This window comes from Actinoallomurus soli (genome assembly GCF_024055715.1).
In the GTDB taxonomy this organism is placed as follows: Bacteria; Actinomycetota; Actinomycetes; order Streptosporangiales; family Streptosporangiaceae; genus Actinoallomurus; species Actinoallomurus soli.
Map to the genome: position 1 here is coordinate 100,843 of NZ_JAMXMV010000018.1, position 24,904 is coordinate 125,746.

The 24,904-nt window shown below is 72.3% G+C and carries 25 protein-coding genes; 13 read left to right on the forward strand and 12 right to left on the reverse strand.

Annotation, left to right across the window (positions count from 1 at the left end):
- Positions 1-157 precede the first annotated feature (157 nt).
- Together NDW01_RS33185 and NDW01_RS33190 are read right to left on the reverse strand one after the other, a co-directional pair.
- Complete coding sequence (locus tag NDW01_RS33185; protein ID WP_252775744.1) at positions 158-397, reverse strand: DUF397 domain-containing protein; 240 nt, start codon at positions 395-397, stop codon at positions 158-160.
- On the reverse strand, positions 398-1,264 hold the full coding sequence (locus tag NDW01_RS33190; RefSeq protein WP_252775746.1) for a helix-turn-helix domain-containing protein: 867 nt from the start codon (positions 1,262-1,264) through the stop codon (positions 398-400).
- A gap of 186 nt (positions 1,265-1,450) precedes the next feature.
- On the opposite strand from NDW01_RS33190, the gene NDW01_RS33195 reads away from it, so the two are divergent.
- Entirely contained in the window at positions 1,451-1,957 is a 507-nt protein-coding gene (locus tag NDW01_RS33195) for an ATP-binding protein (protein WP_252828290.1), read from the forward strand.
- A 95-nt stretch (positions 1,958-2,052) separates the two neighbouring features.
- On the opposite strand, the gene NDW01_RS33200 is transcribed toward NDW01_RS33195, so the two are convergent.
- Both NDW01_RS33200 and NDW01_RS33205 read right to left on the reverse strand, forming a co-directional pair.
- Positions 2,053-2,322: a hypothetical protein gene (locus NDW01_RS33200; protein ID WP_252828291.1), complete on the reverse strand. Its 270-nt coding sequence runs from the start codon at positions 2,320-2,322 to the stop codon at positions 2,053-2,055.
- Positions 2,319-2,666: a YidH family protein gene (locus tag NDW01_RS33205; protein WP_252777395.1), complete on the reverse strand. Its 348-nt coding sequence runs from the start codon at positions 2,664-2,666 to the stop codon at positions 2,319-2,321. Before NDW01_RS33205 ends, NDW01_RS33200 begins: the two co-directional genes overlap by 4 nt.
- 497 nt (positions 2,667-3,163) lie before the next feature.
- On the opposite strand from NDW01_RS33205, the gene NDW01_RS33210 reads away from it, so the two are divergent.
- The 3 genes from NDW01_RS33210 (at position 3,164) to NDW01_RS43240 (ending at position 8,802) form a co-directional block, all read left to right on the forward strand.
- Entirely contained in the window at positions 3,164-3,754 is a 591-nt protein-coding gene (locus NDW01_RS33210) for a hypothetical protein (RefSeq protein ID WP_252828292.1), read from the forward strand.
- A 19-nt stretch (positions 3,755-3,773) separates the two neighbouring features.
- Positions 3,774-8,564, forward strand: coding sequence for a cation-translocating P-type ATPase (locus NDW01_RS33215; protein ID WP_252828293.1), 4,791 nt, complete (start codon positions 3,774-3,776; stop codon positions 8,562-8,564).
- Between the two features lie 109 nt (positions 8,565-8,673).
- Entirely contained in the window at positions 8,674-8,802 is a 129-nt protein-coding gene (locus NDW01_RS43240; RefSeq protein WP_256513678.1) for a hypothetical protein, read from the forward strand.
- A 27-nt stretch (positions 8,803-8,829) separates the two neighbouring features.
- On the opposite strand, the gene NDW01_RS33220 is transcribed toward NDW01_RS43240, so the two are convergent.
- Positions 8,830-9,426 (reverse strand): TetR family transcriptional regulator, encoded by a 597-nt coding sequence (locus tag NDW01_RS33220; RefSeq protein ID WP_252828294.1) that lies wholly within the window; start codon positions 9,424-9,426, stop codon positions 8,830-8,832.
- A 227-nt stretch (positions 9,427-9,653) separates the two neighbouring features.
- Between NDW01_RS33220 and NDW01_RS33225 the strand changes: the two genes are divergently transcribed.
- From NDW01_RS33225 to NDW01_RS33250, 5 genes are read left to right on the forward strand one after another with little or no spacing between them, the layout of a single operon-like run.
- Positions 9,654-11,291, forward strand: a complete 1,638-nt coding sequence (locus NDW01_RS33225; protein WP_252828295.1) for an AMP-binding protein — start codon at positions 9,654-9,656, stop codon at positions 11,289-11,291.
- A 9-nt stretch (positions 11,292-11,300) separates the two neighbouring features.
- Positions 11,301-12,482: an acyl-CoA dehydrogenase family protein gene (locus NDW01_RS33230; protein ID WP_252828296.1), complete on the forward strand. Its 1,182-nt coding sequence runs from the start codon at positions 11,301-11,303 to the stop codon at positions 12,480-12,482.
- The gene (locus NDW01_RS33235; protein WP_252828297.1) at positions 12,482-13,654 is read left to right on the forward strand and encodes an acyl-CoA dehydrogenase family protein; all 1,173 of its coding nucleotides are present in this window, start codon (positions 12,482-12,484) and stop codon (positions 13,652-13,654) included. Before NDW01_RS33230 ends, NDW01_RS33235 begins: the two co-directional genes overlap by 1 nt.
- 33 nt (positions 13,655-13,687) lie before the next feature.
- Complete coding sequence (locus NDW01_RS43580) at positions 13,688-14,989, forward strand: OB-fold domain-containing protein (protein ID WP_305883839.1); 1,302 nt, start codon at positions 13,688-13,690, stop codon at positions 14,987-14,989.
- Positions 14,986-16,155: a lipid-transfer protein gene (locus tag NDW01_RS33250; protein ID WP_252828298.1), complete on the forward strand. Its 1,170-nt coding sequence runs from the start codon at positions 14,986-14,988 to the stop codon at positions 16,153-16,155. Before NDW01_RS43580 ends, NDW01_RS33250 begins: the two co-directional genes overlap by 4 nt.
- A gap of 323 nt (positions 16,156-16,478) precedes the next feature.
- Here the strand turns inward: NDW01_RS33250 and NDW01_RS33255 are convergent, their stop codons facing one another.
- The 5 genes from NDW01_RS33255 to NDW01_RS33275 all read right to left on the reverse strand — a co-directional run bounded on the left by NDW01_RS33255 (position 16,479) and on the right by NDW01_RS33275 (position 21,510).
- Positions 16,479-17,621 carry a serine hydrolase domain-containing protein gene (locus NDW01_RS33255; protein WP_252828299.1) on the reverse strand — a complete coding sequence of 381 codons (1,143 nt, stop codon included), beginning with the start codon at positions 17,619-17,621 and terminating at the stop codon, positions 16,479-16,481.
- Positions 17,622-17,692: 71 nt separating this feature from the next.
- On the reverse strand, positions 17,693-18,262 hold the full coding sequence (locus tag NDW01_RS33260; RefSeq protein WP_252828300.1) for a TetR/AcrR family transcriptional regulator: 570 nt from the start codon (positions 18,260-18,262) through the stop codon (positions 17,693-17,695).
- 177 nt (positions 18,263-18,439) lie between these two features.
- Positions 18,440-19,207 (reverse strand): hypothetical protein, encoded by a 768-nt coding sequence (locus NDW01_RS33265; protein WP_252828301.1) that lies wholly within the window; start codon positions 19,205-19,207, stop codon positions 18,440-18,442.
- A gap of 414 nt (positions 19,208-19,621) precedes the next feature.
- Positions 19,622-20,278 (reverse strand): response regulator, encoded by a 657-nt coding sequence (locus NDW01_RS33270; protein ID WP_252828302.1) that lies wholly within the window; start codon positions 20,276-20,278, stop codon positions 19,622-19,624.
- A gap of 5 nt (positions 20,279-20,283) precedes the next feature.
- Complete coding sequence (locus NDW01_RS33275; RefSeq protein ID WP_252828303.1) at positions 20,284-21,510, reverse strand: sensor histidine kinase; 1,227 nt, start codon at positions 21,508-21,510, stop codon at positions 20,284-20,286.
- 319 nt (positions 21,511-21,829) lie between these two features.
- Between NDW01_RS33275 and NDW01_RS33280 the strand changes: the two genes are divergently transcribed.
- Positions 21,830-22,987: a Clp protease N-terminal domain-containing protein gene (locus NDW01_RS33280; protein WP_252828304.1), complete on the forward strand. Its 1,158-nt coding sequence runs from the start codon at positions 21,830-21,832 to the stop codon at positions 22,985-22,987.
- A 52-nt stretch (positions 22,988-23,039) separates the two neighbouring features.
- On the opposite strand, the gene NDW01_RS33285 is transcribed toward NDW01_RS33280, so the two are convergent.
- Complete coding sequence (locus NDW01_RS33285; RefSeq protein ID WP_252828305.1) at positions 23,040-23,459, reverse strand: ATP-binding protein; 420 nt, start codon at positions 23,457-23,459, stop codon at positions 23,040-23,042.
- 163 nt (positions 23,460-23,622) lie between these two features.
- Here NDW01_RS33285 and NDW01_RS33290 point away from each other — a divergent pair, with 163 nt between their 5' ends.
- From NDW01_RS33290 to NDW01_RS44510, 3 genes are read left to right on the forward strand one after another with little or no spacing between them, the layout of a single operon-like run.
- Positions 23,623-24,036: a helix-turn-helix domain-containing protein gene (locus tag NDW01_RS33290; RefSeq protein ID WP_252828306.1), complete on the forward strand. Its 414-nt coding sequence runs from the start codon at positions 23,623-23,625 to the stop codon at positions 24,034-24,036.
- Between the two features lie 46 nt (positions 24,037-24,082).
- Entirely contained in the window at positions 24,083-24,403 is a 321-nt protein-coding gene (locus NDW01_RS33295) for a Scr1 family TA system antitoxin-like transcriptional regulator (protein WP_252828353.1), read from the forward strand.
- Complete coding sequence (locus tag NDW01_RS44510; RefSeq protein ID WP_406567781.1) at positions 24,394-24,483, forward strand: DUF397 domain-containing protein; 90 nt, start codon at positions 24,394-24,396, stop codon at positions 24,481-24,483. The genes NDW01_RS33295 and NDW01_RS44510 overlap by 10 nt, the downstream gene beginning before the upstream one ends.
- Before the next feature lie 17 nt (positions 24,484-24,500).
- Here NDW01_RS44510 and NDW01_RS33300 read toward each other — a convergent pair whose 3' ends face one another.
- Positions 24,501-24,899: a winged helix-turn-helix transcriptional regulator gene (locus tag NDW01_RS33300; RefSeq protein WP_252828307.1), complete on the reverse strand. Its 399-nt coding sequence runs from the start codon at positions 24,897-24,899 to the stop codon at positions 24,501-24,503.
- Between the last annotated feature and the right edge of the window lie 5 nt (positions 24,900-24,904).

Sequence of the window (24,904 nt, forward strand, 5' to 3'; positions counted from 1 at the left end):
CGTTCTAATATGACGGTTGCAAGCCTCACGGCATCGGCGGATGCCGGGAAGAACTTGTTCTGGTGCAGTTCGATTCGGTGAGCGTGCCCGCAGCGGCCGGTCCGTCGCGGACCCCCGGCCGAGCGCGCCCGAACGGGGGTGTGTCGAAGTTTCGCCGTTAGGCGATCAGAGTGTCGAAGTCGCCGGCCTTGGCGCCCTGGATGAGGGCTTTGATCTCCGCCTTCGTGTAGACCAGGGCGGGCCCGGCCGGATGCCGGGAGTTCCTGACGGCCACGCTGCCGTCGGGGAGCTGGGCCAGCTCGACGCAATTACCTTGTGAGTTGCTCCGGTGGCTCTTCTGCCATCGGACGTCGGCGAGATCGGTGGCGGGGATGCCGTTGTACGCCCGGTACTGCATTCATGTCTCCTGGAGAATCCTGCTGAGGATCTCGGCGGTGTTGTCCGGAGGTGCGCTGACCACGCAGAGGCGTTCCATCGCCTCCATGTAGGCGTCCACGTCGTCGCGCCTGTCCAGATACAGCGCACTGGTCAGTTGCTCGACGTAGACCACGTCCGGCAGGTCCGATTCGGGAAACCGCAGGATGGTGAACGCCCCGGCCTCGGCGGTATGACCGCCGACCCGGAACGGCAACACCTGGAGAATGACGTTCGGCAGCTTCGTCGCCTCGATGAGGCGCTCGATCTGACCGCGCATCACTTCTCGTCCCCCGATCGGGCGTCGCAACGCCGCCTCGTCCACGACCGCCCACAGGCGAGGACCGTCCCCTCGCGTGAGCAGCTTCTGACGAGTTATCCGCAGGCTGACCCTCTGCTCGATCTCTTCGGGAGGCGCGGCCGAGTTGCCCAGGGAGATGACGGCGCGGGCGTAGCCCTCGGTCTGCAGCAGACCGGGGATGAACTGGACCTCGTAGGTGCGGATCAGCGCGGCCGCCTCTTCCAGCCCCACGTAGGTCTCGAACCAGCCCGGCAGAACGTCGCCGTACCTGTGCCACCAGCCGGGAGTGTTGGCGTCCTGAGCGAGCTCGAGAAGGCTTTCGCGCTCTCGCTCGTCCATGACGCCGTAGAGGGTGAGCAGGTCGGCCACGTCGCGTTCCTTGAATCCCACCCGGCCCAACTCCAGGCGGCTCATCTTGGAACCGGAGGCGCGGATCGCGTACCCGGCCTCCTCGCGCGTGATGCCCTGCCGCTCACGCAACCGACGCAGCTGAGCGCCGAGGAGCCGGCGCAGAACGGTCGGTCCCCCAGCGGGCTGCGCTGTGTCCACCCCTACCTCCATGAGCATCGGTCAGCGCACAGTGTGCCACTCCCTTCCGTCGCTGTCAGAGTTGCACGATCGTCTGCACGTGCATCGGGCCTTGCATATGCAAGGCATGTCGAGCAGGATAGCGCGCGAGGCACGCCGATCACTGCTTCCCAGGGGATCGCGATGACAGCACACGGAGCGCGCTGGATGACCGGTGAGAGCGTCGACGAAGCGCACGAGTGGCTGTTGTCGGCGATCGCGCGTGGCGGACGGTGGCCGGGCCACCTCGTACCGCCCGCCAGGATGGGCTCGGACGCGATGACGCGGGACCTCGCCGCGCTGCCCGAATCGGTGCGGGAGGCGCGCGAGTTCACGCGTGACGGGCTGAGGACCTGGGGCCTGGCGGCCATGTACGACGACGTCGGCCTCGTCGTCTCCGAACTCGTGACGAACGCCATCCGGTACGCCGTCGGGGCGACGGCCGGCCCCGGCGACACCCCGGTCAGGCTCGGGCTCCTGCGGACCGTCGGCCGGCTGACCTGCGCGGTCGCCGACCCCAGCGACGAGGTGCCCCAGCAGGGGGAGGCCGACTTCGTCTCCCAGAGCGGGCGCGGTCTGTACCTCGTCGCCGCGTTCAGCGACGCGTGGAACTGGACCCCGCTGTACGGTCACGGCAAGGTCGTGTGGGCGACCTTCACCACCCGCGGGAGCTGACGAGCGCGGCCGTGAGCACCGCGGCCGGCCGACGAGCGCGGCGATGAGCACCGCGGCCGGCCGACGAGCGCGGCGATGAGCACCGCGGCGGGGGTTCACAGCATCATGACGCCCGCGACGGCCACCCACACGCAGGCACCGGCCAGCAGCAGTCCCTCCACCGGCGACATCGGCGGCGGTTCGGCGTGCCCGCGCAACCATCGTCGCCTGCGGTACGCGACGACCGTCACCGCCAGCGGGCCGAGCAGCGCGACGGCCCCGGCCGGGAACGCGATCTTGACGGCGAGCAGGCCGGCCGCCCAGCAGGACAGCAGGGCCCGCAGCCAGGTGAGCTCCGTCCGCTGAGCCTGGAGGCCGGAGCTCACCGGGTCACGAGCCCGCTGACGAGCGTGGCGGTGAAGAGGACCGCCACGCCCACCGTGAGAACGGCGGGAAGGGGATCGCGCGGCAGGCAGACTCCCAGCCGCATCGCCTCCTGGGCCCGCCGCCAGCGCCGGTAGGCGACGGGCGCGATGACCACGCTCAGCGTGATGGCGCCGAGGCCGATCTCCCGGTGCCAGCCCGGCAGCGCGACTCCCCGGATGCCGCCGACCAGCGGTATCCCGAGCGCGACCAGGCCGAAGGCCGTCCGTACCCAGGCCAGCAGGGTGCGCTCGTTGGCGAGCGAGAAGCGGTAGTCGGGCTCGTGCCCGGGTTCGACATCCGACATCGTCTTCAAGGCCCTCCTCAAGACGGTCGAGGCCCGTCCGATGATGCTTCTACCCACCGCCGCCGGCCCCGGGCGTGTCCCGCCACCGGTCCGCCGGCGCGGTGGGCTCCCGCCTGCGGCGATGGAGCCCGCTTGGGAGGCGCTCGGTCCGGGAACGTCTGCACAGGGCGGTCGTTCCGCGCGGGCGTACGCGGGGTCCGCCGCCGAATCGGGCGTATGTGGCAACTCGCTCGATTTTGCCCTTCGTATGACCCTGAGCAGGGAAAAGGTCTGTCCGGATCTCCCATTGTGGGCTTGTGTCGAGGCCGTTCGCGGAGCAACGTGGACCTTCGAAGGCGGAAACGGTGTACCGGCACGATCGGGGGATGGTCGGCATGGCCGCGGAGAGAAGAGCCACAGCCACGAAGGAGAGGCCCGCGTCGCAGAGGACGTCGGCGACGACCGCGGCCACCACACGGCGCGGTCGTACGACGACCCCGGCGACGACGGCGGAGACGATGCACACCGAGGAGCACGGGGCCGCGGTCCCCGTCCCCGTCGTCACGCCGCACGTCAGGATGTTGAGGATTCCCCTGCCCACCCGGGGGCTCGCCATGGTCGGCGACATGGGCCGGGTCGCCGCCGCGTACCTGCCCCCCAGGGACCGGTTGATGTTCTACGGAGGACTGGCGGCCGCCGCCGCCATCGGAGTCCTCGACTGGCCGGTGGCCGCGGCCGTCGGCGTCGGGACGATGGTGGCGCGCCGGGCCGCCGGTCGGCGGGAGCCCGCACGACCCGTCCCGGCGAGCACGCAGGCCGCGACGCCGGCCGAGACTCCGGCACGGACCACCGGCCGGACGACGGCGGGCACGAGCCGGTCCCGGACCACCACGGGCACCACCGGCCGGACCCGGACGACGGCGGGCGCGACCGGCGCCAAGACGACGGGCACGAGCCGATCGCGGACGACGGCCGGCACGAGCCGGGCGCGGGCGACCGGCGCCACCGCGGCCGAGGGCGCGGCGGGAGCCGAGACCGGAGCCACGGGCGCGGCCGGTACCGCGACCACGCCTCGTTCCACCGGCCGGTCCACGGCCGAGAACGCCTGACGACCGGGTACCCGGACTCATGCCGCTGGGACCACTTCTCCGTGCCGCGTCCGGCCTGCTCCAGATGACGGCGACGGTCACCGGCACGGCCGCGCGGGCCACGGCGACGGTCACGGGCACGGCCGCGCGGACCTCGGTGACGGTCACGGGCACGGCCGCGCGGGCGTCGATGACGGTCCCGGGCGTCGTACGGCGCGCCTCGTGCGAGGCGGTGCGCCTTCCGGGCCTGCTGGTGCGTCTGCCCGCGGCCGCCGCGCGGGCGTCCGAGGCGGTCGTACAGGACCCGGCGGCCGCGCTGCGCGCCGCCATCGAGACGGTGGAGCAACGGCGGGTGCACCGGGCCGGCCGGCGGACCAGCATCCGGGTCCGGGGTCTGCATCACCCGGGCCGCGAGGGCATGGCGAGCGACCTCGTCACCGCGATGAGCGAGGTCGCGGGGGTGCGCCGTGCCGAGGTGAACGGCGTTCTCGGCGTCGTGATGGTGGCCCACGACGGTGACGTCCCCGTTGACGCGCTCACCGGGGTGGTCGACGCGGTCGAGGACCGGTACGACGCCGCCGGTGAGCCGTACGCCGCGCATCCCGACCCCGGCCATCGGCAGGCGGTCCTGCGGGAGACGGCGCTCACGGCCGCGTACGCGGCGGGGGCGACCGCCGCCATCACGGGCAGGTTCGTGCTGCGCGCCGTGCCGATCCCGCCGGCCGTGGGCACCCTCATCGCGATGGCCGACTCGACGCCGCAGGTCAGGGAGCGGCTGACGCGGTTGATCGGGCGCGCGGCGACCGACGTCCTCATCGGCGGTGGCCTCGCGGGCCTGCAGGCGCTGGCCCAGCAGCCGACCGGCCTGCTGATCGGCGCCGTGCACCGGACGACCCGCGTCGGGGAGGCGCGCGCGTACCGATCCGTGTGGCACCGGCGCACCGGGCACCTGATCCGTGAGGAGGGCTCGTTCGAGGCCCCGGCTCTGGACGTGCCCGAGCGGCCCGTGCCGCTGCCGTACGGGCCGGTGGAGCGCGCCGCCTGGACGGTGCCCACGGCGATCACCGGTGCGGTGGGCGCGTACGTTCTCACCCGTGACGCCGCGCGGGCACAGGGGGTGCTGGCCGCCGGTGTGCCGAGGGCGGCGCGCATGGGCCGCGAGGCGTTCGCCACCCAGCTCGGCCTGGTACTCGCGGGCCGGGACATCATCGTCATCGACCTGGAGAGCCTGCGCCGGTTCGACCGGGTCGACCACGTCATCGTCGACGCGTCGGTGCTGCGCACCGGCGACATGGTGATCGAGGACGTCGTCCCCCTCCCGTTGGTCACCGCCGAAGAGGCGCACGAACGCGCCCACGCGCTGGTGGACCTGGAACGCCCGGAGGCCCGGCGGGAGGACGGACCCTGGGTGGTGACGCCGCTGCGCCCGGCCGCCCCGGCGTCCACGTCGACCCCGGTCTCCGCCCCCGTCTCCACGCCGGACTCCGCCCCCGTCTCCACGCCGGACTCCGCCCCCGTCTCCACGCCGGACGCCGCCCCCGTCTCCACGCCGGACTCCGCCTCCGTCTCCATCTCGGACGCTGTTCTCACGTCCGCCTCCACGGGCGCCCCGGCCACCGAGGCCGAACCGGCTCCGGTGTCCGAGGCCGACCTCTCGGCCGAGGCGCGGGCGCGCGCTGCCGAACTGCGGGAGCTCGGCGCGATCGTGCTCCTGCTGACCCGCGACGGTGAGCCGGCCGCCCTGGTCTCCGTGGTCGCCGAGCTCGACCCGCTGGCCGAGGCCCTGATCGACGCCGCCAGGGGGGTGGGGTCGGTGGCCGTGGCCGGCGCCTCCGTGCTGGCGCAGCGGCTGTCCGTTCCCGACGCGGTGCCCGGCGGCGGCCGGCTCCTCGACTCGGTGCGCCAGGCCCAGGAGGCCGGGCACGTCGTCGCGCTCGTCGCGGCGCGCGGTGGCGCGCCGCTCGCGGCGGCGGACGTGGGGATCGGGCTGCTGGCACCCGGCCGCCGCCCGCCCTGGGGCGCACCCCTGCTGTGCGGGCCGGGTCTGGCGGAGGCGTGCCTGCTGCTGGGGGCCATGCCGTCGGCCCGGCGGACCAGCACGCGCGCCGCCCGGATCGCCAACGTGGGGTCGGTGGCGGGGGCGCTGCTGGCCGCGGCCGGGTCGTCCGCACGCGCGCCCCGGCGGGCGCGGCTGGCGGTCGACTTCGCCACCGTGTCGGCGTTCGTCGTGGGCTCCCTGTCGGGCCGGGCGCTGACCCGGCGGCCCGCTCCCGTGCCGCAGGACCGTACGGCCTGGCATGCGTGGCCGGCCAAGGCCGTGCTCACCCGGCTGGGGTCGTCCATGTCCGGCATCGACGAGGACGAGGCCGCCCGGCGCCGCTCGGACGTGGGGGAGGTGATCCGCCCGCCCGGGCTCGCCCAGGTGACCGTGGACGAGCTGGACAACCCGCTGACCCCCGCGCTGGCGGCCGGGGCCGGAGTGTCCGCGGTGGTCGGATCGATCATGGACGCGGCCCTCATCGGCGCGGTCCTCGCAGTCAACGCGATGATGTCCGGCCTGCAGCGGGTCCGCGCCGACCGCGCGCTGCGGCAGCTCGTCGACCTGAGCGCGGTGCGGGTACGGCTCCGGCGTCCGGACGCGGGCGGCGAAGAGCCGCGGGCCACCGCCGACCAGCTCGTTCCCGGCGACGTCGTCGTCCTCACCGCGGGGGACGCGGTCCCGGCGGACCTGCGCCTGCTGTCGGCCAAGGACCTCGAGGTCGACGAGTCGAGCCTTACCGGCGAGTCGCAGCTGGTCACGAAGGACCCCCGGCCCAGCATGGCCCGGTCTGTCGCCGACCGGCACTCGATGCTGTACCAGGGCACGGTGATCGCCGCGGGCGACGCGGTCGGCGTCGTGGTCGCGACGGGCGCCCAGACCGAGGTGGGGCGCACGACGCGGCAGGCCGGCGCCGAGGACCGTCCCGGCGGCGTCGAGACGCGCCTGCGCGCGCTGACGCGGGTGACCCTGCCGGTCGCCCTGGGGGCCGGCGCGGTGCTCTTCGGGACGGATCTCCTGCGCGGGGCCACGCTCGCCCGTGCCCTCGGACCGGCGGTCAGCCTGGCCGTCGCCGCCGTGCCCGAGGGGCTGCCGTTCGTCGCCACGGCGGCCGAGCTGGCCACGGCCCGGCGGATGTCCCGTCGTGGCGCGCTCGTCCGCAACCCGCGCACGATCGAGGCCCTCGGCCGCATCGACGTCCTCTGCTTCGACAAGACCGGCACGCTGACGGAGGGACGGCTGCGGCTGGGCCAGGTGTCCGACGGCATCGCGTCCCGCCCCGTCGAGGAGCGGCTGCCGCCGGCGTTCCGGGAGATCCTCGCGGCCGCCGTACGCGCGACGCCGGACCCCGGCGGCGGCCGGCTGCCCCACCCGACCGACCGGGCGATCATGAGGGCCGCCCGCAAGCTCGGCATGGACGCCGCGGAGGGGCTCGGGGCGTGGCAGCGGGTCGACGAGCTGCCGTTCGAACCCGCGCGCGGCTACCACGCCGTGCTCGGCCGTACGAACCGCCGGCAGCGGCTGAGCGTGAAGGGCGCTCCGGAGATCATCCTGGAGGCGTGCGACACCTGGCAGCGCGACGACGGGCAGGTTCCGTTCGATCGGGAGGCGCGGGAGAAGGTCGACCAGGAGATCGACCGCCTGGCCCGCCTCGGCTACCGGGTGCTGGCGGTCGCGGAGCGCGCGGCGTCGGGGCGCCGGGACCTCACCGCGGAGCGCATCGACCGGCTCGGCTTCCTCGGCCTGCTCTGCATCGCCGATCCGGTCCGGCCCACCGCCGCGGAGGCGGTCGGCCGGCTGCGGAAGGCGGGCGTCGACGTGATCATGATCACCGGTGACCACCCGACCACCGCGGAGGCCATCGCCGCCGAGCTGCGGCTGCTGAACGGCCGGATCATGACCGGGCCGGACCTCGACGCCCTGCGCGACGAGGAGCTGGCCGACGCGCTGTCCAGGGTGGCGGTGTTCGCCCGGGTCAGCCCCGCGCAGAAGGCCCGCGTCGTCCGGGCCCTGCGCAGCGCCGGGCGGGTGGTCGCCGTCACCGGCGACGGCGCCAACGACGCCCCGGCCATCCGGCTGGCCGACGTCGGCATCGCGCTCGGGGAGCGGGCCACTCCCGCCGCCCGCGAGACCGCCGACGTGGTCGTCACCGACGACCGGATCGAGACGATCACCGACGCGATCGCCGACTGCCGGGCGATGTGGCGCTCGACGCGGGACGCCCTGGCCGTGCTGCTCGGCGGCAACCTCGGCGAGATCGCCTTCACCGTGGGAACGGGGCTGGTGAGCGGGCGCAGCCCCTTGAACGTGCGTCAGCTGCTCCTGGTCAACCTGCTCACCGACATGCTCCCGGCGATCGCCCTGGCGGCCCGCCCGCCGTCCGGCGTGACGAGCGAGGAGCTCCTTGCCGAGGGCCCGGACCGCTCGCTCGGCGGCGCGCTGACCCGTGACGTCACGGTCCGCGCGGGCACGACGGCGGGGGCGGCGCTGGCGGCCTGGATGATGGCGCGGGCCAGCGGCACCCGCGGCCAGGCCGACACCACCGGCCTCGTCGCGCTCGTCACCACGCAGCTCGCGCAGACGATCGTCGCGGGCGGCCGCGACCCGCTGGTGCTCGGCTGCGGCCTGGCGTCCCTCGGCGCGCTGGCGTTCATCGTGCAGGTGCCGGGCCTCAGCCACTTCTTCGGCTGCCGGCCGTTGCTCCCGCACTGCTGGGCCATCGCCCTCGGATCGGGGGTGGGTCTGGCTCTGGCGGCCGTACTGCTCACCCGGATCCGGCGACCGGCCGTCTGACTTGGGAAAATGTTCACCTACCCGTCACCCGCCACCGTAACCATCGATTCGGACAAGAAGGCATAATTTAGGCGGAAGGTATCCCCACTCAACCCCTAGGTGCCCCACCATGCCTGACCTCGTGTCGACCGTCCTCGCCAAGGCACTCGTGATGATCGTCGAGGCCCTTGTCACCCGGCTGGCCCTCTACCTGGTCCGCACCGGGATGTCCGGGCAGCTCCGGGCGGCGGCTGCCTGAGCCTGCTCCCGGCCCGCGTCCTCGGCCTCAGAAGTCGGCGAGCAGGCGGGCCGCCGCGATCTCCAGTCGCGCCTGAATCTCCTCGTTCGTGGTGTGGCCGCGGAGCATCTCGATCATCTCCATCACCCACACGCTGCTGAGCGACCGCAGGAGGACCCGGCTCTCGCCGCCCTCCCCGGCGTCGGCGTCGGTCCCCGGCACCCGGGCCAGCATCCCGGTCATGCGGTTGCCGAAGTCGGTCTTGACGTCCGACAGCAGCAGTGACCGGATCAGCGCGTCGGCCAGCTCCGGCTCGCGCATCAACCCGCGCGTCGCGCGCATCAGCACCTCGACGGCGCGCCCGGCCGCGGTCGCCGAGCGCGGCGGGCGGCGCTCCAGGCTGCCCTCGAGGGTGTCCATCTCCTCGCTGACGACCGCGACCACCAGGTCCATCTTGGACGGGAAGTACCGGTAGAGCGTGCCGAGGGCCACGCCGGCGCGCTCGGCGACGGTCCTCATCTGCATCGCCTCCACCCCGCCGCGGGAGGCGAGGGCCGCGGCGGCCTGGACGATGCGCCGGCGGCGCTGGTGCTGGCTGCGGGAGCGGACCCCCGGATGGCTGGCGGCGGTGGACTCTGCCGTCACGACGACTCCTCGGGCTGTGAGCGCGGTGCCCCGCCCGCGCGTGTCATGGATCAGCGTACCGCCCGGTGAGAACACGTTATGCATTGCCGCGGGCGAGGGGGCTGGAACTCGTTCGGTCGAGGTAAGCAGAGCCCGACGCGCCCGGAGGGCGGGTGGGGGATCACCGATGGTGGACACATAATAGAATCTGTTCTAGTTTTCTTCCGGTGAGCCCGGGAGGTGACGCGGTGTCCGGAACGGTGGCCGACCTGCTCCGGGCGCGGTCCGCCGACGACCGCGTCGGGCTCCGTGCCGCCGGCGACGCCTGGACCTGGCGCGCGGTCACCGGGGAATGCGCCGGGCGCGCCGGCTGGATGGCCGGGATCGCGGGCCGGAGGGCCGGGTCGCGGCCCCTGCACGTCGGCGTCCTGCTCGACAACGTCCCCGAGATGGTCTTCCTGCTCGGCGGCGCGGCCCTGTCCGGCAACGTGATCGTCGCCCTCAACACGACACGCGCCGCCGAGGAACTGGCCGCCGACGCGACGCGCGCCGACTGCGACCTGCTCGTGACGGAGCCGCGCCACGCCGCCCTCGCGGAGCGGGTCGCCGCCCGCACCGGCCTGCCGGTCACCGGGCCGGAGCGCGCCGCGCCCCTCGGAGAGCCCGCGCCGGTCGCCCCGGAGACCCTCCTGATGCTGATCTTCACGTCCGGCACGTCGGGACGGCCCCGCGCGGTGCGGGTCACCCACCGCAAGATCGTCCTCCCCGGCGCGGTGCTGGCCGGCCGGCTGCTGCGGCCCGACGACGTCGTCTACTGCCCGATGCCGCTCTTCCACTCCGGCGCGGTCATGGCGGCGTACGCCCCGGCGCTCGCCGTCGGCGCGCAGCTCGTCCTCCGCGCGCGGTTCTCCGCCTCCGGGACGCTGCCCGACGTCCGCCGGTACGGCTGCACGTACCTGCACTATGTCGGCAAGGCGCTGTCGTACGTCCTGGCGACGCCCGAGCGCGCCGACGACGCGGACAATCCACTGCGCATCGCGTTCGGCAACGAGGCCGCGCCGCTGGAGCAGCGGCGGTTCGCCGAGCGGTTCGGCTGCGCGGTCGTCGACGGGTACGGCTCCACCGAGACGGCGATCGCCCTCACGCCCGATCCCGCCGGCCCGCCCGGAGCGCTCGGCCGCCTCGGCGACGGGATCGCGATCCTCGATCCGGCCACCGGCCGGGAGTGCCCGCCCGCGCGGCTGGACGCGGCCGGCCGCGTCCTCAACGGCGAGGAGGCCATCGGCGAGCTCGTGAACACGCGCGGGCCCGGCCTCTTCGACGGCTACTACAACGAACGCGCCGACGACCGGCTCCGGGACGGCATGTTCTGGAGCGGCGACCTCGCCTACCGGGACGCGGACGGCTTCGTGTTCTTCGCCGGGCGGGACGCCGACCGCCTGCGCGTGGACGGCGAGAACTTCGGCGCCGCCCAGGTCGAACGGGTCCTCGGCGAGCTGCCCGGCGTCGCGGCGCTCGCGGTGTACGGCGTGCCGGACGTCGCGGCGGGGGATCAGGTGATGGTGGCGCTGGTCGGCTCCTTCGACCCCGAGCGGTTCGCCGCGTTCCTGCGCGGGCGCGCCGACCTGAGTCCCAAGTGGACGCCGCGCTACGTACGGGTCGCCGGCCGGCTGCCGTCCACCGCCTCGAACAAGGTGGTCCGGCGGTCGCTGGCGGCGGACGCCTGGAACACGACGGATCCGGTCTGGTGGCGGCCCGGCCGGGAGCTCCGGTACCGCCGCCTGACCGGCGAGGACGCCGAACGGCTGCGCGCCGAGTTCGAGAGCCGGGGCAGAGCGCACCTGTGGCCCGCCGGGAACGGCCGGGCGGCGGGCAACGTGACCTGAGGAGGGGCCATGGACTTCGACCTGGACGAGAGCGCCCGTGAGCTGCAGGACCTGGCGGCCGGCCTGCTCGGCCGCGAGGCGACGACGGAACGCCTGGAGGCCCACGAGAGGTCCGGCGCGCCGTACGACGCCGCGCTGTGGGGGGCGATGGCGCAGGCCGGCCTGCTCGGCGCCTGCCTGCCCGAGGAGGTCGGCGGCGCCGGGCTGGGGGCGGTCGAACTCGCCGTCATCCTGCGCCAGGTCGGCGCGCACGTGGCCCCGGTCCCCGCGTACGGCTCCCTCGTCGCGGCGGCGACCGTGGCCGCGCACGGCACGGAGGAGCAGCGCGGACGCCTCGCCGACCTCGCCGCCGGCGGATCGGTCCTCAGCGTGGCGGTCCGCGAGCCGGGCTCCGGCCTGGCCACGGCCGCCGGCCGCGAGCCGGGGACAAGCCCGGCCACGACGGGGCCGCGCGAGCCGGGTCGCGGCCCGGCCACGGCGACGCCGCACCGGCCGGGGACCGGCCCTGCGACGACGGCGCGCCGCGACGGGGACGCGTACGTCCTCGACGGGGTCAAGACCTTCGTCCCGTACGCCGAGCAGGCCGACGTCATCCTCGTTCCCGCGTGGCTCGGCGAGGAGACCGGCGTCTTCCTGGTGGAGCCGGGCGCGGTGGCGCTCGCCCCGCAGCCGTCGGCCACCGGAGAGCCGCTGTGGCGGATCGGCCTGCAGGGCGTACGGGTCGGCGCGGACGCCCTGCTCGGCGGCGGCGCGCACCGGACCCTCACCGAGCACGCCACCGCGGGTGCGGTCGCCATCGTGTCCGGGGCGCTCGACCGGGCCCTCGCGCTGACCACCGAGCACGTCAAGACCCGTGAGCAGTTCGAGCGGCCGCTCGCGGAGTTCCAGGCCGTCACGATGCAGATCGGCGACGTCTACATCGCCAAGCGGGCACTCGACGTGGCGGTCTGGGCGGGCGTGTGGCGGCTCGCCGAGGGTCTCGACGACGCCGCCGAGGTGCTCGCCGTCGCCGCGTACAACGCGTGCGACCCCGCGTTGCGGGCCTTCTACACCTGCCAGCACCTGCACGGCGGGCTCGGCCTGGACGTCACCTACCCGCTGCACCGGTACTTCGCCTGGGCCAAGCACCACGCGGAACTGCTGGGTGGCGCCGAGGCGCAGTTGGACGCGATTGGAGCTCTGGTGGCCTGATGTTCATCGACCTGACCGACGAGCAGAAGGCGCTGCGTGCCGAGCTGCGCGCGTACTTCGCCTCCTGCCTGACCGACGCGCAGCGGAACGACATCGCCGACGATCCCTTCGGGACCGCGTACATGGCGCACTGCCGGCGGCTGGGCCGCGACGGCATGCTCGGCATCGCGCTGCCGAGGGAGTACGGCGGCGGGGGGTTCGGCCCCGTCGAGCAGCAGATCTTCGCCAATGAGATCGCCCGCGCCGAGGTCCCGTACCCGATCATCACGCTGAACACCGTCGCGCCGACGCTCGTGGAGTTCGGCACCGACGCGCAGAAGAAGCGGTTCCTGCCGGGCATCCTCGCCGGTGAGTGCCACTTCGCGATCGGCTACAGCGAGCCCGGCGCCGGAACGGACCTGGCCGCGCTGCGCACCACGGCCGTACGGGACGGCGACCACTACATCGTCAACGGCCAGAAGATCTTCACCTCGGGCGCGCACTACGCCGACCACATCTGGCTGGCCGCGCGGACCGACCCGGACGCCAAGAAGCACAAGGGCATCTCGATGCTCATCGTCGACACCAAGGACCCCGGCTTCTCCTGGACGCCGATCGTCACCATGGACGGCCGCCACCACACCAACTCCACCTACTACCAGGACGTCCAGGTCCCGGCCGACCTGCTCGTCGGCGAGGAGAACAAGGGCTGGAACCTCATCGTCAACCAGCTCAACCACGAGCGGGTCACGCTCGGCCCGGCCGGCAACATCGGTCACACCTACGACCGGTTCGCCCACTGGGCCCGGACGAGAACGGGTCCCGACGGCCGCCCGCTCATCGACCACCCCGACGTACGGCGCGCGGTCGCGCGGGTCCACGCGTACCTGCGGGTCAACGAGCTGCTCAACTGGCAGGTCGCCGCGAGCATGGATCTGGGCTGGCTCGGGGCGCCGGACGCGTCCGCCACCAAGATCTACGGGTCGGAGCGCATGCAGGACGTCGGCCGCGTGGTCGGCGAGGTCCTCGCCCGGTACGGCGATCCCGGCGACGAGGAGACCCGCGACCTCATCGAACGCCTCGACCACGGCGTGAAGGGCGCGATCGTGCTGACGTTCGGCGGCGGCGTCAACGAGATCCAGCGGGAGCTGATCGCGATGATCGGCCTCGGCCTGCCGCGAGCCCCCCGGTGACCGCCGCGAGCCACCGCGAAGGAGACAGACACCTTGCACGATCGGCTGATGGCCCTCGCGGAGGAGCTGGCCGCCCTGGGAGAGCGGTCCGCCGCTCCCTGCCCGGACCCGGTGAACGCCCCGATGATCCGCAACTGGGCCCAGGCGCTCGGCGACCGCGACACCCGGTGGACCGGGACGGCGCCGCCCGCGATGATCCAGGTCTGGTCGATGCCCGGGCTGAGCACGGACAAGCCCGGCTCGGTCGCCGACCGGGTCCTGGCCCTGCTGAACGAGTCCGGCTTCACCGGCGTGGTCGCCACCAACTGCGAGCAGACCTACGACCGGTACCTGCGGCACGGCGAGGAGCTGCGCTCGACGATGCGCTTCGGCGGCGTCACGGGGCCCAAGCGCACCGGCCTGGGCGAGGGCTACTTCGTCACCTGGCACCAGACCTGGTACTCCGGGGACGAGCGCGTCGCCGAGATGATGTTCCGGGTGCTGAAGTTCCGCCCCCGCGCGGCGGGCGGCCGGACGGCGAAGGGCCGCCGGCCCCGGCCGGCCATCGGCCCGGACACCCGGTTCTTCTGGGACGGCGTACGGGACGGGGAACTGCGCGTCCAGCGCTGCGCCGAGTGCGGGCGGCTGCGCCATCCACCCGGCCCGATGTGCCCGGACTGCCACGCGACCAAGCGCGAGCACGTCACCGTGAGCGGGCGTGGCACGCTCCACAGCTACGTCGTCCACCACCATCCGCCGGTCCCGGGCTTCGACCCGCCGTTCGTGGTCGCGCTCGTCGACCTGGAGGAGGGCGTGCGCATGGTCGGCGACCTCCTCGACTGCCCGCCCGACCGCGTACGGATCGGCATGCCGGTCGAGCTCGTCTTCCAGAAGATCGACGACGACCTCACCCTGCCCCAGTGGCGCCCGTCCGGCTCCGCGCCGCAGCCGGGCACACGGGAGCCGGCCGCGCCGGAGGCGCGCGACGCGGAGGCGGCGGCGGGCCCGGCGGCGTTGAGCATCGAGCTGACGCCGACGTTCGTGATCGCCACCGCCCTCGCGACGCGCGACTTCACACCGGTGCACCATGACACCGCGCTGGCACGGGCGCAGGGGTCGAAGGACATCTTCCTGAACATCCTCACCACGATGGGCCTCGTCCAGCGCTACGTCCTCGAACACCTCCCCGGCGCCGTCCTGGAGGGCATCTCCGTACGCCTCGGCGTGCCCGCGTACGCCGGGGACACGCTGACCCTGACCGGCCGCGTCGTCGACGACCGCACGGTGGAGGTGCGCGGCGCCGTGAGCCTCGGCGACCACGCCATCGCCACCGTACGACTCAAGGGGGGATCATGAGCATCTCCGGGACGGCGGCGATCGCCGGGATCGGGGCGACCGGGTTCTCCAAGGAGTCGGGCCGCTCGGAGCTTCAGCTCGCCGCCGAGGCGTGCATCGACGCGATCAAGGACGCCGGGCTGACGCCGGGCGACGTCGACGGCCTGGTGACCTTCACGGCGGACGTCAACACCGAGATCGCGGTGGCGCGGGAGCTCGGCATCCCGGGCCTGTCCTTCTTCTCCCGCGTGGACTACGGCGGCGGCGCGGCCTGCGGAACGGTCGCGCACGCGGCGATGGCGGTCGCGACCGGGCTGGCGGAGACGGTCGTGTGCTACCGGGCGTTCAACGAGCGCTCAGGGCGCCGCTTCGGCCAGGCGGCGGCCCGCTCCGAGCACGCCGTCGGCGCGGCGGACCTGGAGTTCTCCTGGCACCTGCCGTACGGCTTCGCGACCCCGGCCGCCTGGGTCGCGATGTACGCCCGGCGCTACATGCACGAGTACGGAGCGACCAGCGAGGACTTCGGGCGGGTGGCCGTGGCGATGCGCCGCCACGCGGCGACCAACCCGAAGGCGTGGTTCCACGAGCGGCCGATCACCCTGGAGGAGCACCAGGCCAGCCGGTGGGTCGTCGAGCCGCTGCACCTGCTCGACTGCTGCCAGGAGTCCGACGGCGGCGTCGCGATCGTCGTGACCGGCGCGGAGCGCGCCCGCGACCTGCCCCATCCGCCCGCGGTGATCAGGGCGGCGGCGCAGGGCTCGGGGCCCGGCCAGATGATGATGTTCTCCTACTACGAGGACGACCTGACGACGCTTCCGGCGATGGGCCGCGTGGGGGAGACGCTCTGGCGGCAGGCGGGGCTGAGGCCCGCCGACGTGCAGGCGGCGATCCTGTACGACCACTTCACGCCGTTCGTGCTGGTGCAGCTGGAGGAGCTCGGCTTCTGCGGGCGCGGCGAGGCGAAGGACTTCGTCGCGGACGGCGGCATCGAGCTCGACGGCCGCCTCCCGGTCAACCCGAACGGCGGCCAGCTCGGCGAGGCGTACATCCACGGCATGAACGGCATCGCCGAGGCCGTCCGCCAGCTCCGCGGCACCTCCGTCAACCAGGTCCCCGGCGTCGAGAACGTCCTCGTGACCGCCGGCACCGGCGTCCCCACCAGCGGCCTCATCCTCACCCGCCCCTGACCCCTCCGGCGGCGGCGCTTCCCCGATGACCGTGTCCGTCGACGCGTCGACAGGGCGCGGGCGGCATCGCATTCTGGAGGTATGAGTGACGATCGGGATCGCGGGGCCGACACGGCCCCGAAGCGGTGGCACACTCTCCCGTCACCCGTGGATCTCCGGGACACGGTCGCGGTCCAGGAGACGAGTTGTCGCCGGGGCATGGAGTCGTCACCGGCGCTGTCCCGCCAGCAGGGATTTGTTCCTGCTGGGGTTACAGCGTCGAATCACTCAGGGCAGCCCGGAGGGTTCGCCGGGCTGCCACCGGACCCGGCGAACGTGTGCGGTCACCGCACGAGGCACTCGCGCAGGGCGTTGATCAGGCGGGTGGCGCGGGCGTCACCGTGGCCGACCATGCGGTTGGCGACGTAGGCGAATCCCACGCCGTACTCGTCGTCGCCGAAGGCGAACTGGCCGCCGGCCCCGTCGTTGCCGAAGCTGCGCGGCCCCGGCATCGGCCGGAACGACGAGTCGAGCAGGAAGCCCGAGCCCCAGCGCGCCCCGGCGTCGAAGCCCAGCCACCCCTTGCCCGAGGACACCTCCCGGACCGCGTCCGTCACGGTGTCCGGGGTGAGCAGCCGCTCGCGGCCCTCGATCCCGGTGACCGCCGCCGCGTACAGCCCGGCGAGCCCGCTCGCCGACGCGGTGGCGCCCGCGCCGGGCAGCTCCATTCTGAGCAGGGCCGGGTCGTTCCAGCCGTGCGGCTCATCCAGGCCGGGGAAGACCAGGGCGCCGTTCATCGTCACGATGCGAGTGAGCAGGTGCTCGGGCCCCGGCATCGCAGGCCGTCCCCCGGCCTCGACGAGCCGGGCCCGGCCGTCCATCTCCCGATCCGGCAGGCCGAGCCAGGCGCGCAGCCCCAACGGGTCGCCCACGGCCTCCCGGAAGTAGGCGCCCGGTGTCAGCCCGGTGACGCGCCGGATCACCTCGCCGAGGAGGAAGCCGAAGACGTGGCCGTGGTACTCGTACGCCGTGCCAGGCTCCCACAGCGGCTTCTGCTCCTCGATGGCGCGGATCACCGGCGTCCAGGCGGCGATCTCCGTGAACGAGAGCACCTCGTCGAGGACGGGGACTCCCGCACGATGCCCGAGCACCATGCGGGAGGTGATCGCCTCCTTGCCGTTCCGCGCGAACTCGGGCCAGTACCGGCCGACGGGCGCGTCCAGGTCGAGCCGTCCCTCCTGTGCGAGGAGGTGTACGCACACGCTCACGATGCCCTTGGCGCAGGAGAACACCGGCACCACGGTGTCCTGCTCCCATGGCCGGCCGGTCCGCTCGTCCGCGACCCCGCCCCAGAGGTCGACGACCTTACGCCCGCCGGCGTACACGGCGACCGCCGCGCCCAGCTCGGGGAAGTCCGCGAAGTTACCCGCGAAGGCGTCGGCGACCGCGCCGAACCGCTCGTCGGCCCATCCGTGATACCGCTCCACTGTCTCCGTCCTTCATGGTCATCCGCCCCGGGAACGCCCAGGCGGGTCTTCGTTCGTCAGCCACTGCGGGTTCAGTGCGACGGCCAGTTCTCCAGGAGGACGTGCAGCGCGTCGAGCGAGCGCGACCAGGAGTCCTCGACCTCCCGCGGGTGGGCGAAACCACCGCTGAGCTCAAGGTGGATGTAGCCGTGGAAGGCGGCGCGCAGCAGGCGGCCGGCGTCGGTCAGGTCCGGCTCGGTCAGGCCGTAGGCCCGGAGCATGCCGTAGGTCAGCTCGATGCTCCGGCGCAGGGCGACGGAGTCGGCGACCTCCTCCGGGTCGAACCGCATCTGGGTCGCGGCGTACCGGCCGGGGTGTTCCAGCGCGAACCGCCGATAGGCGTTGGCGAACGCGACCAGCGCGTCCCTGCCCGCCCGGCCCGCCACCTCGGCGGCGATGCGTTCGGTCATCTCCTCCCCGCCGAGCAGGGCGATCCGGACCCGCAGCTCCCGCAGGTTCTTGACGTGCGAGTAGAGACTGGCGTCCTTCACCCCGAAGCGCCGCGCCAGCGCGGAGATGGTGACCTGGTCGAGCCCGACCTCGTCCGCCATCTCCGCGGCGGCCTCCGTCACCTTCGCCGCACTGAGACCGGCCCGGACCATGCGCCACCTCCCACCGTTCCTAGACTCTCTAGGTAGAACCCTAGTGCCACTAGGCGTTGGAGGCACGTGGATATCGGGGATTCGTTCGAGCGCGCCGGTGGCCGCCTGCCCCCTTACCTGCTCGGCGGGGCCGTGTACGGGGCGCCGGCCGGTGTACGGGCTACGGGAGCAGGGCTCTCACCAGCCCCAACGGCGCAATTCGGCGTCTTGCAGGAGCTCCCGCAACTTCTCCTGGCCGGCGCGCCACCCGACCAGGTGGTAATAGTCGTCCGCGGTGAAGCCGATGACCGGCACGCCGGGGGCGTGCGCCCGCACCGCCTCCATGACGCGAGAACGGCGGTAGCTCCACCCGCGAACTTCGGTGTGCAGGCTGACCGCCGTTTTCATCCGTGCCTCCGGCAGGTCGCCGTCCAGTTCTCGAAGTTGTTCCCAGACGTGCAGCTCGATATCAGGCCTTGAGAGAATCTGCCTGAGTCGCGCGAAGTGGTCTTCGGGAGAGCCTGCGACGGAGGGATTCAACCGCACCCCGACACATTCGACGGTGCCGCGGAGGAACTCCGTGCGCCGGGAGAAAAGGATGAGTGCGTTGATCTCATCCCAGGGGATTCGTCTTGCCAGGCCATCGGGCTCGGATCCGGGGTGGACGCAGTGGGCGAAGTAAACGCCGTTGGCGTCGATGGCAAAGGCGATCCAGTGCTTGGAACGTCCCCGGGCGAATCTCATCAGGCCGAAGCCGACCATTCCGATCCCTGCGAGGAGCAGGGCGAGGGCCGGAGGGCCGTCTCCCAGACGCGCACTGTGAGCGGCCAGGACGAGCCAAATGGATGCCGACACGATCGCGACCCCGCCGACGGCGATCGACACGGTCGGCCCGAGGCGTCCGAAACGCTCGATGTACGGGGGCGGCGCGGCCCCACGGCGCTCGGCTGTCTCTCCGGCGATCACGATGAGAATCCTCCGGCCCGACCCTGCTCAACGCCACACCCTAACCGGCCGGCGCACCGTACGCCGGGCCTCCGAGAGCACGTGTACGGTGCGCCGTGAGCCGGCGCAATCGCGTGCGCTTCATAACGGCGCGCGCGATCCCGCGGCCGGGCTGTCGGCCGGTTCGTGCGAACCAGAGTCTTGGTGCCGATCACGTGAACACCCACGTAGTACTTCGGCTGCTCCAGAACGGCGAGTCATCCTGTCGATCCGCGACTTTCACGATCTGCAGATCGACGTGCCGAGCCGACCTGCTGTCAACAGGCCGCTTTGAGCTCCCCGGCTATCGGCGACTACATGTCGGCAGGCCGATATGTCACCTGTGAGTTCTGGCTCTCTGGTACGGGGGCCGAGAGTGGGCGGGACCGTGTCGGCTCATGGGCCCGCTGGTAGGCCGGCGTCATGGGCCAGGATGGCGGCTTGGACGCGGTTGGTGCAGCCGACTTTGGTGAGTATGCGGCTGATGTGAGCCTTTGCCGTGCCTGTGCCCATGTGGAGTCGCTGGGCGATCTCCGCGTTCGACAGGCCGGCGGTGACCAGGCGGAGTACGTCGCGTTCGGTGTCGGTGAGCTGCTCGATTCGGCGTTTGGCCGGCTCGGCGTCCTGGGAGTCGGAAAGCAGGTGGCGTTCGATCAGCCGGCGGGTGATCTGGGGCGCCAGGATCGACTCGCCGGTGGCGGCTACGCGTACGGCTCGGATCAGTTCGGTGGGGCCGGTGTCCTTGAGCAGGAAACCTACGGCGCCGGCTCGGAGGGCTTGGGCGACGTTGTGGTCGTCGCCGAAGGCGGTGAGCATGGCGATGTTGGTCCGGGGGGATTCGCGGGCGATGACCGGAACGGCCGCCAGGCCGTCGCCGCCGGGCATGTGGACGTCCAGCAGGGCGACGTCGATTTCGTGTTCCCGGCAGGCGCGGACGGCGGAGGGGCCGTCGGGCGCCTCGGCCACGACCTCGATGTCGTCGGCGGTGTCCAGAATGAGGCGGATACCGGCTCGCATGAGCGTCTCGTCATCGGCGATCAGGGTCCGGATCACCCGCGTCATTGTAGGGCTCGCATGATGATCACCATGGCCGTGCCGACAGCGACCGGAACGAGTACCAGCAACCCGAGGCATCCGGCGCCGAGGGCTCGGGGCAGCGTGAGCACTTCGTCATCGAGTGGCCTGGGCCGTTCGGGTACGTCGCGCCGCACCGCGGGGTCGGGGGGCAGGGGGACGGGCGGGCGGAGAGGGAGGTCGGCCGTGACCAGGAATCCGCCCTCGGGCGTGGGACCGGCGGTGAAGGCGCCGTGGAGCAGAGCGATCCGTTCGTCCAGGCCGACCAGTCCCTGGCGGGTGCCGGGGAGCCGTTGGGGCGTGCCCGGTACCGGGCCGTTGATCACGCGTACGCGGGCACGGCCGGCGTCGTTGGTGACTTCGACCCGGGTATGTGCCGTCCGGGCGTGCTTGTGCACATTGGTCAGGCCTTCGCGGACGACGCGGTGAAGGGCGTGGCGCGTCCGCGGGTCCGCGTCGTCGAGGTCCCCGCCGGACCACGCCAGGTCGACGTCGACACCGGCCCGTCGGGACTCGGCCACGAGATCGGCGATATCGGTTCGGGTTCCGCTGCGTCCGCCAGCGGTTTCGGCAGCACCCTCCATGGGGCCACGGAGAACCTCGAGGATCTCGCGCAGTTCGGCCATCGCCGTCGCCGCCGTGGTGCGCAGAAGCTCGGCCTGGCCGCTCACCCGGGGGGCTTCTTGGGCGACGGTGAGTTCCAGCGCTCCGGCGTGCATCGATATCAGGCTGAGCCGGTGTCCGAGCATGTCATGCATTTCGGCGGCGATGCGTGCGCGTTCCTTCATTCGCGCCTTTTCCCCGGTGAGCACCTGCGCCCGCTCCAGGTACTCGTTGCGTTCCCGCAGCAATCGGACCAGCGGACGGCGCCGCCCCATCAGGCTCCCGGCCAACGCCGGTAGCAGGAGGAGAAGTGCGGCGTTCAGCGCGTAACCGGCGAGCGTCTCGCCGAGTCCGTACGAGGCGGTCGTCTCCGCCACCACGCTGAGGGGAAGGCCGGCACCCACGGTCGCCAGCACCATCGACCACAGGCGCCGGGCGGGACTGATGCGCCGTGCCGTCGAGTACGCGATCACGGGCAGGACCGCCAACGCCCCGATATCGGTGCCGGCGATCACCGGCACCGTGGCCGGCAGCGCTCCGGCCGGCCAGCGCTTGCGAGCGGGCACCAGCAGTGCCGCCCAGACCGCGGTCGCCGCGGTGACGGTCACGTGGCGCGGCGACGGCGGTGACATCCAGAGCGGCAGGAATCCGATGGCGAGCGCCATCAGGAACATCGCCAGTTCGCCGACCACCACATGAGGCGCCGCAGAGCGTACGGCGGCCCGTGTCTGTTCCGCCTCACGGGTGACGGCCATGCGGACGGAGCGAGCCCGTTCGACCAGCGGAGAAATTCGCGGACACCTCGCCTTCGGCCGTGAACGTAGCTCATTGAACGCCGATCGGCTCGCTCATTATGGTCGATCGGCCATATGGTCCGGATGATCGGCAGATGTCTCGGCACAAGGCGCGTTCCTAGGCTCCATCGTGATGATCAACGAAGGGGGCCGCATGATGAACGCGTCGAGCACCGGTACCACCGACGCCTCCCGCGAGGTCGTGGAGTCGCTGGCCCGGGCGTATGAGAAGGCCGCCGAGACCGGCCAGACCGTGGGAACCCAGCATCTGCTCTTCGCGCTCCTCAAGGGCGAATCCGCGGCAGCGGATCTGTTGTCTCGCAGCAACGGCGGGTTGAGGGCGGTCATCTCGGCCAAGGACGACAGGGTCTGGCTCTGGCTGAGCGAGGACGATGGCAGGAACGACCCGCCGGCCGCGCCCGCGGTCACGGCGCTGTTGCACGAGGCCGCGTGGGTGGCTCGCCGGACGGCGAAGCCGCGTGACGAGTCGGCGTCGCCGGAGAACCAGCCCATGGTGCCGAGCGAAGCGCTGGCCGCCGCGCTCGGTCAGATGCTCGTGTCCGCTAACGAACTCGGCGTCACCTGGGCGAACGAGACCCACCTGCTCATGGGACTGCTGCACGATCCCGGTAACCGGGCAAGTGAGGCACTGCTCGAACGGCGGCTGGATCGGGACGAACTCATCGCCAGGCTCGCCGTGCATCCGAGCGCGCACCAGGGCGGCGAACCGAACACGCGCAGCGTCGACGGGCTGCGCAACCTGGGCATGCTCGACAAACCCGCGGGCCGAGGGTGGGGAGGCCGCATCGGCAGGCGACTCACCAGCGGTGGCTTCGGGTCGCCTGTCGTGCCCACGGTGCGCATGGAGGCCGAGCGCCAGGCCGTCCGGCTCGGACATTCCCGCGTGACCACCGCGCATCTGCTCCTCGCCATGCTCGTCGTGGACGACCAGCTCACCGCCGCCGGCCACCGGCTCCGCGACGGGGTGGCCCGGGTCAACACGGGTGCTGAGCTGCTGCGTACCCGAGGAGCCACACCATCCGCCGTGTTCAACGCGGTCGCCGACCTGATCCGGACGGGCGACCGGCCGCAGGCAGGTTCACTCGCCCTGGAAAGCAGCGCCGAGAAGGCGTTGACCCGCGCACGCCTGCTCGCCCATGAGGGCAAGAGCCCGTCCACCGGCACCACGCACCTGCTGGCCGCGGTGCTGGCGGACCCCGACGACCCGTGCCAGGCACTGCTGTCCGCCACAGGTGTGAACGTCGAGGAGCTCCGCCAGGCACTCGGGTGACCATTCCCGTCCGATGTGGCGTTCACCGAGCATTCGGTACGGCCGTGGCCGCTCAGGGGCCGAAGCGTGCCCAGACGACCTTGCCGGCGCGCTGGGAGGGGTACCAGCCGAGCCGCCCGCCGGTGAGCTCGTTGATGATGAACAGGCCGCGCCCGGTCTCCGCGGCCTCGTCTGCGTCGACGATCCTGGGCAGGTTGGCGCTGTCCGGATCCCACACGCCGACCTCCCCGACGCCGTGCCGTGGAGTGGCGACCCACGTATGGATCACCTTGCCCGGGTAGAGCCGGCAGGCGTTGGTCGTGAGCTCCGTCAGGATCAGCCGGCCGAGGTGGCGGACCTCCTGCGACAGGCCCCATGAATCGGCGGCCTGGTCGATGAGAGTGCGCACCAAGTAGACATTCTCGGCGCAGGCGTGCAATTCAAGGGTGAGGCGGGGCGGCGGGACCCATTCGTCCGGACTTGTCGTGACCATGCAGCGTCCTTTCGGGAAAACTCCCTGCATTCGCTTGATGACGTGTGGTGACATGGTCTGTGGACAGAGAAGCCGCTGGTGACGACTGTCGTAGTCAGGGGCGAACGTGCCGACTCTCGCGACGCGAGTCGCGACGAGTCGCGAGACCGAAGAGGAGTGGCGAATGGCGATCGGCAAGAAGCGCCCCAAGACCCTCGAACTGTTCGGCTCCGAGGTGAAGCGGTACCGCTCGATGTCGGGGCTCTCGCAGGATCAACTGGGAGAGGAGGTTCCCGTCTGCGGCTCCCATGTCGGCAAGATCGAGCGCGGCGAGACGCGCTGCGACCGGGCCATCGCCGTCAAACTCGACGAGATCCTCGACACCCGAGGCGCCCTCCCGTCCCTCTGGGACGAACTCGTCCTCGACGCGGCCTTCCCCGTCTGGTTCGACTGGCCCGAGGTCGAGTCCGAGGCCGACTTCCTCGGTACCTATCAGTGCCTGGTCGTGGACGGCCTCCTCCAGACCGAGGACTACGCGTCAGCGCTGCTGGGCGGCGACAAGGCCGCGACGGCGGCCAGAATGAAGCGGCCCGCGTGAGGATCCACCGCCGCCTCGCATATCCGCGCTTCTTGCGGAGGCTGTCCTGCGGAATCAGGTCGGTGATCGTGACGTCATGCGTGGGCAGCCCGAACATCTGCTGTCCGTCGTGTCCTCGCGTATCTCCGTTCAGATCGTTCCCGACCCGCTCGGCCCTATTGGTACGAGTGGGGCTTTCGTGCTTGCGACTCTTCCGAACCGGACCGAGTTGGCGTACGTGGCGACGGCCGTCCGCGGAATCACGACGAGCGAGCCGGACGATATTCGCCTACTCTCGGAAACGTACGATCAGATCCGATCCCGAGCGCTTCCGGTGGAGATGTCCAGAGACCTGATCCGCCGGGTTCTGGAGGAACGATGGACGTGACGGCCAGTGCTTGGAGAAAGAGCAGCCACAGCGAAGGAAACGGCGGTCAATGCGTCGAGGTGGTCGTCGTCTCGTCGTAGACGGCCGCGCCGAGTCGTTACGGTCTCGATCGCTTGAGCAATGCCGGACGTGGGATTGACTCGTGGGCTCGGCGGGCCTCCAGCAGGGCGGGGAGGTGGTCGCGACTCCAGGCGCGGGCGGCGTCGATGAGGATCAGCAGGCTCCGGCCCAGGTCGGTCAGTTCATACTCGACGCGTGGGGGGTTCTCGTCGTACGCCGTCCGGGTGACCAGGCCGTCGCGTTCCATGGCGCGCAGGGTCTGGGTGAGGACCTTCGGGGTGATGCCGCGGAGCGGTCCGCGGAGTTCGGTGAACCGTCGCGCGCCGTCTTCGAGGCAGAGCACCACCATCGCGGTCCACTTGTCGCCGATCTGGATCGGCATGGCGCTCGACGGGCAGACGGGGTCGAACATCTCCGGGTCCAGCGGCTCGGCCATGGCTC

Excerpts from the sequence above, each read along its gene's own strand:
- NDW01_RS33185 (WP_252775744.1), bottom strand. The coding sequence starts at position 397 with ATGCAGTACCGGGCGTACAACGGCATCCCCGCCACCGATCTCGCCGAC.
- NDW01_RS33195 (WP_252828290.1), top strand. The coding sequence starts at position 1,451 with ATGACCGGTGAGAGCGTCGACGAAGCGCACGAGTGGCTGTTGTCGGCG.
- NDW01_RS33205 (WP_252777395.1), bottom strand. The coding sequence starts at position 2,666 with ATGTCGGATGTCGAACCCGGGCACGAGCCCGACTACCGCTTCTCGCTC.
- NDW01_RS33210 (WP_252828292.1), top strand. The coding sequence starts at position 3,164 with ATGCACACCGAGGAGCACGGGGCCGCGGTCCCCGTCCCCGTCGTCACG.
- NDW01_RS33215 (WP_252828293.1), top strand. The coding sequence starts at position 3,774 with ATGCCGCTGGGACCACTTCTCCGTGCCGCGTCCGGCCTGCTCCAGATG.
- NDW01_RS43240 (WP_256513678.1), top strand. The coding sequence starts at position 8,674 with ATGCCTGACCTCGTGTCGACCGTCCTCGCCAAGGCACTCGTGATGATC.
- NDW01_RS33230 (WP_252828296.1), top strand. The coding sequence starts at position 11,301 with ATGGACTTCGACCTGGACGAGAGCGCCCGTGAGCTGCAGGACCTGGCG.
- NDW01_RS33235 (WP_252828297.1), top strand. The coding sequence starts at position 12,482 with ATGTTCATCGACCTGACCGACGAGCAGAAGGCGCTGCGTGCCGAGCTG.
- NDW01_RS33250 (WP_252828298.1), top strand. The coding sequence starts at position 14,986 with ATGAGCATCTCCGGGACGGCGGCGATCGCCGGGATCGGGGCGACCGGG.
- NDW01_RS33260 (WP_252828300.1), bottom strand. The coding sequence starts at position 18,262 with ATGGTCCGGGCCGGTCTCAGTGCGGCGAAGGTGACGGAGGCCGCCGCG.
- NDW01_RS33280 (WP_252828304.1), top strand. The coding sequence starts at position 21,830 with ATGATCAACGAAGGGGGCCGCATGATGAACGCGTCGAGCACCGGTACC.
- NDW01_RS33285 (WP_252828305.1), bottom strand. The coding sequence starts at position 23,459 with ATGGTCACGACAAGTCCGGACGAATGGGTCCCGCCGCCCCGCCTCACC.
- NDW01_RS33290 (WP_252828306.1), top strand. The coding sequence starts at position 23,623 with ATGGCGATCGGCAAGAAGCGCCCCAAGACCCTCGAACTGTTCGGCTCC.
- NDW01_RS44510 (WP_406567781.1), top strand. The coding sequence starts at position 24,394 with ATGGACGTGACGGCCAGTGCTTGGAGAAAGAGCAGCCACAGCGAAGGA.
- NDW01_RS33300 (WP_252828307.1), bottom strand. The coding sequence starts at position 24,899 with ATGGCCGAGCCGCTGGACCCGGAGATGTTCGACCCCGTCTGCCCGTCG.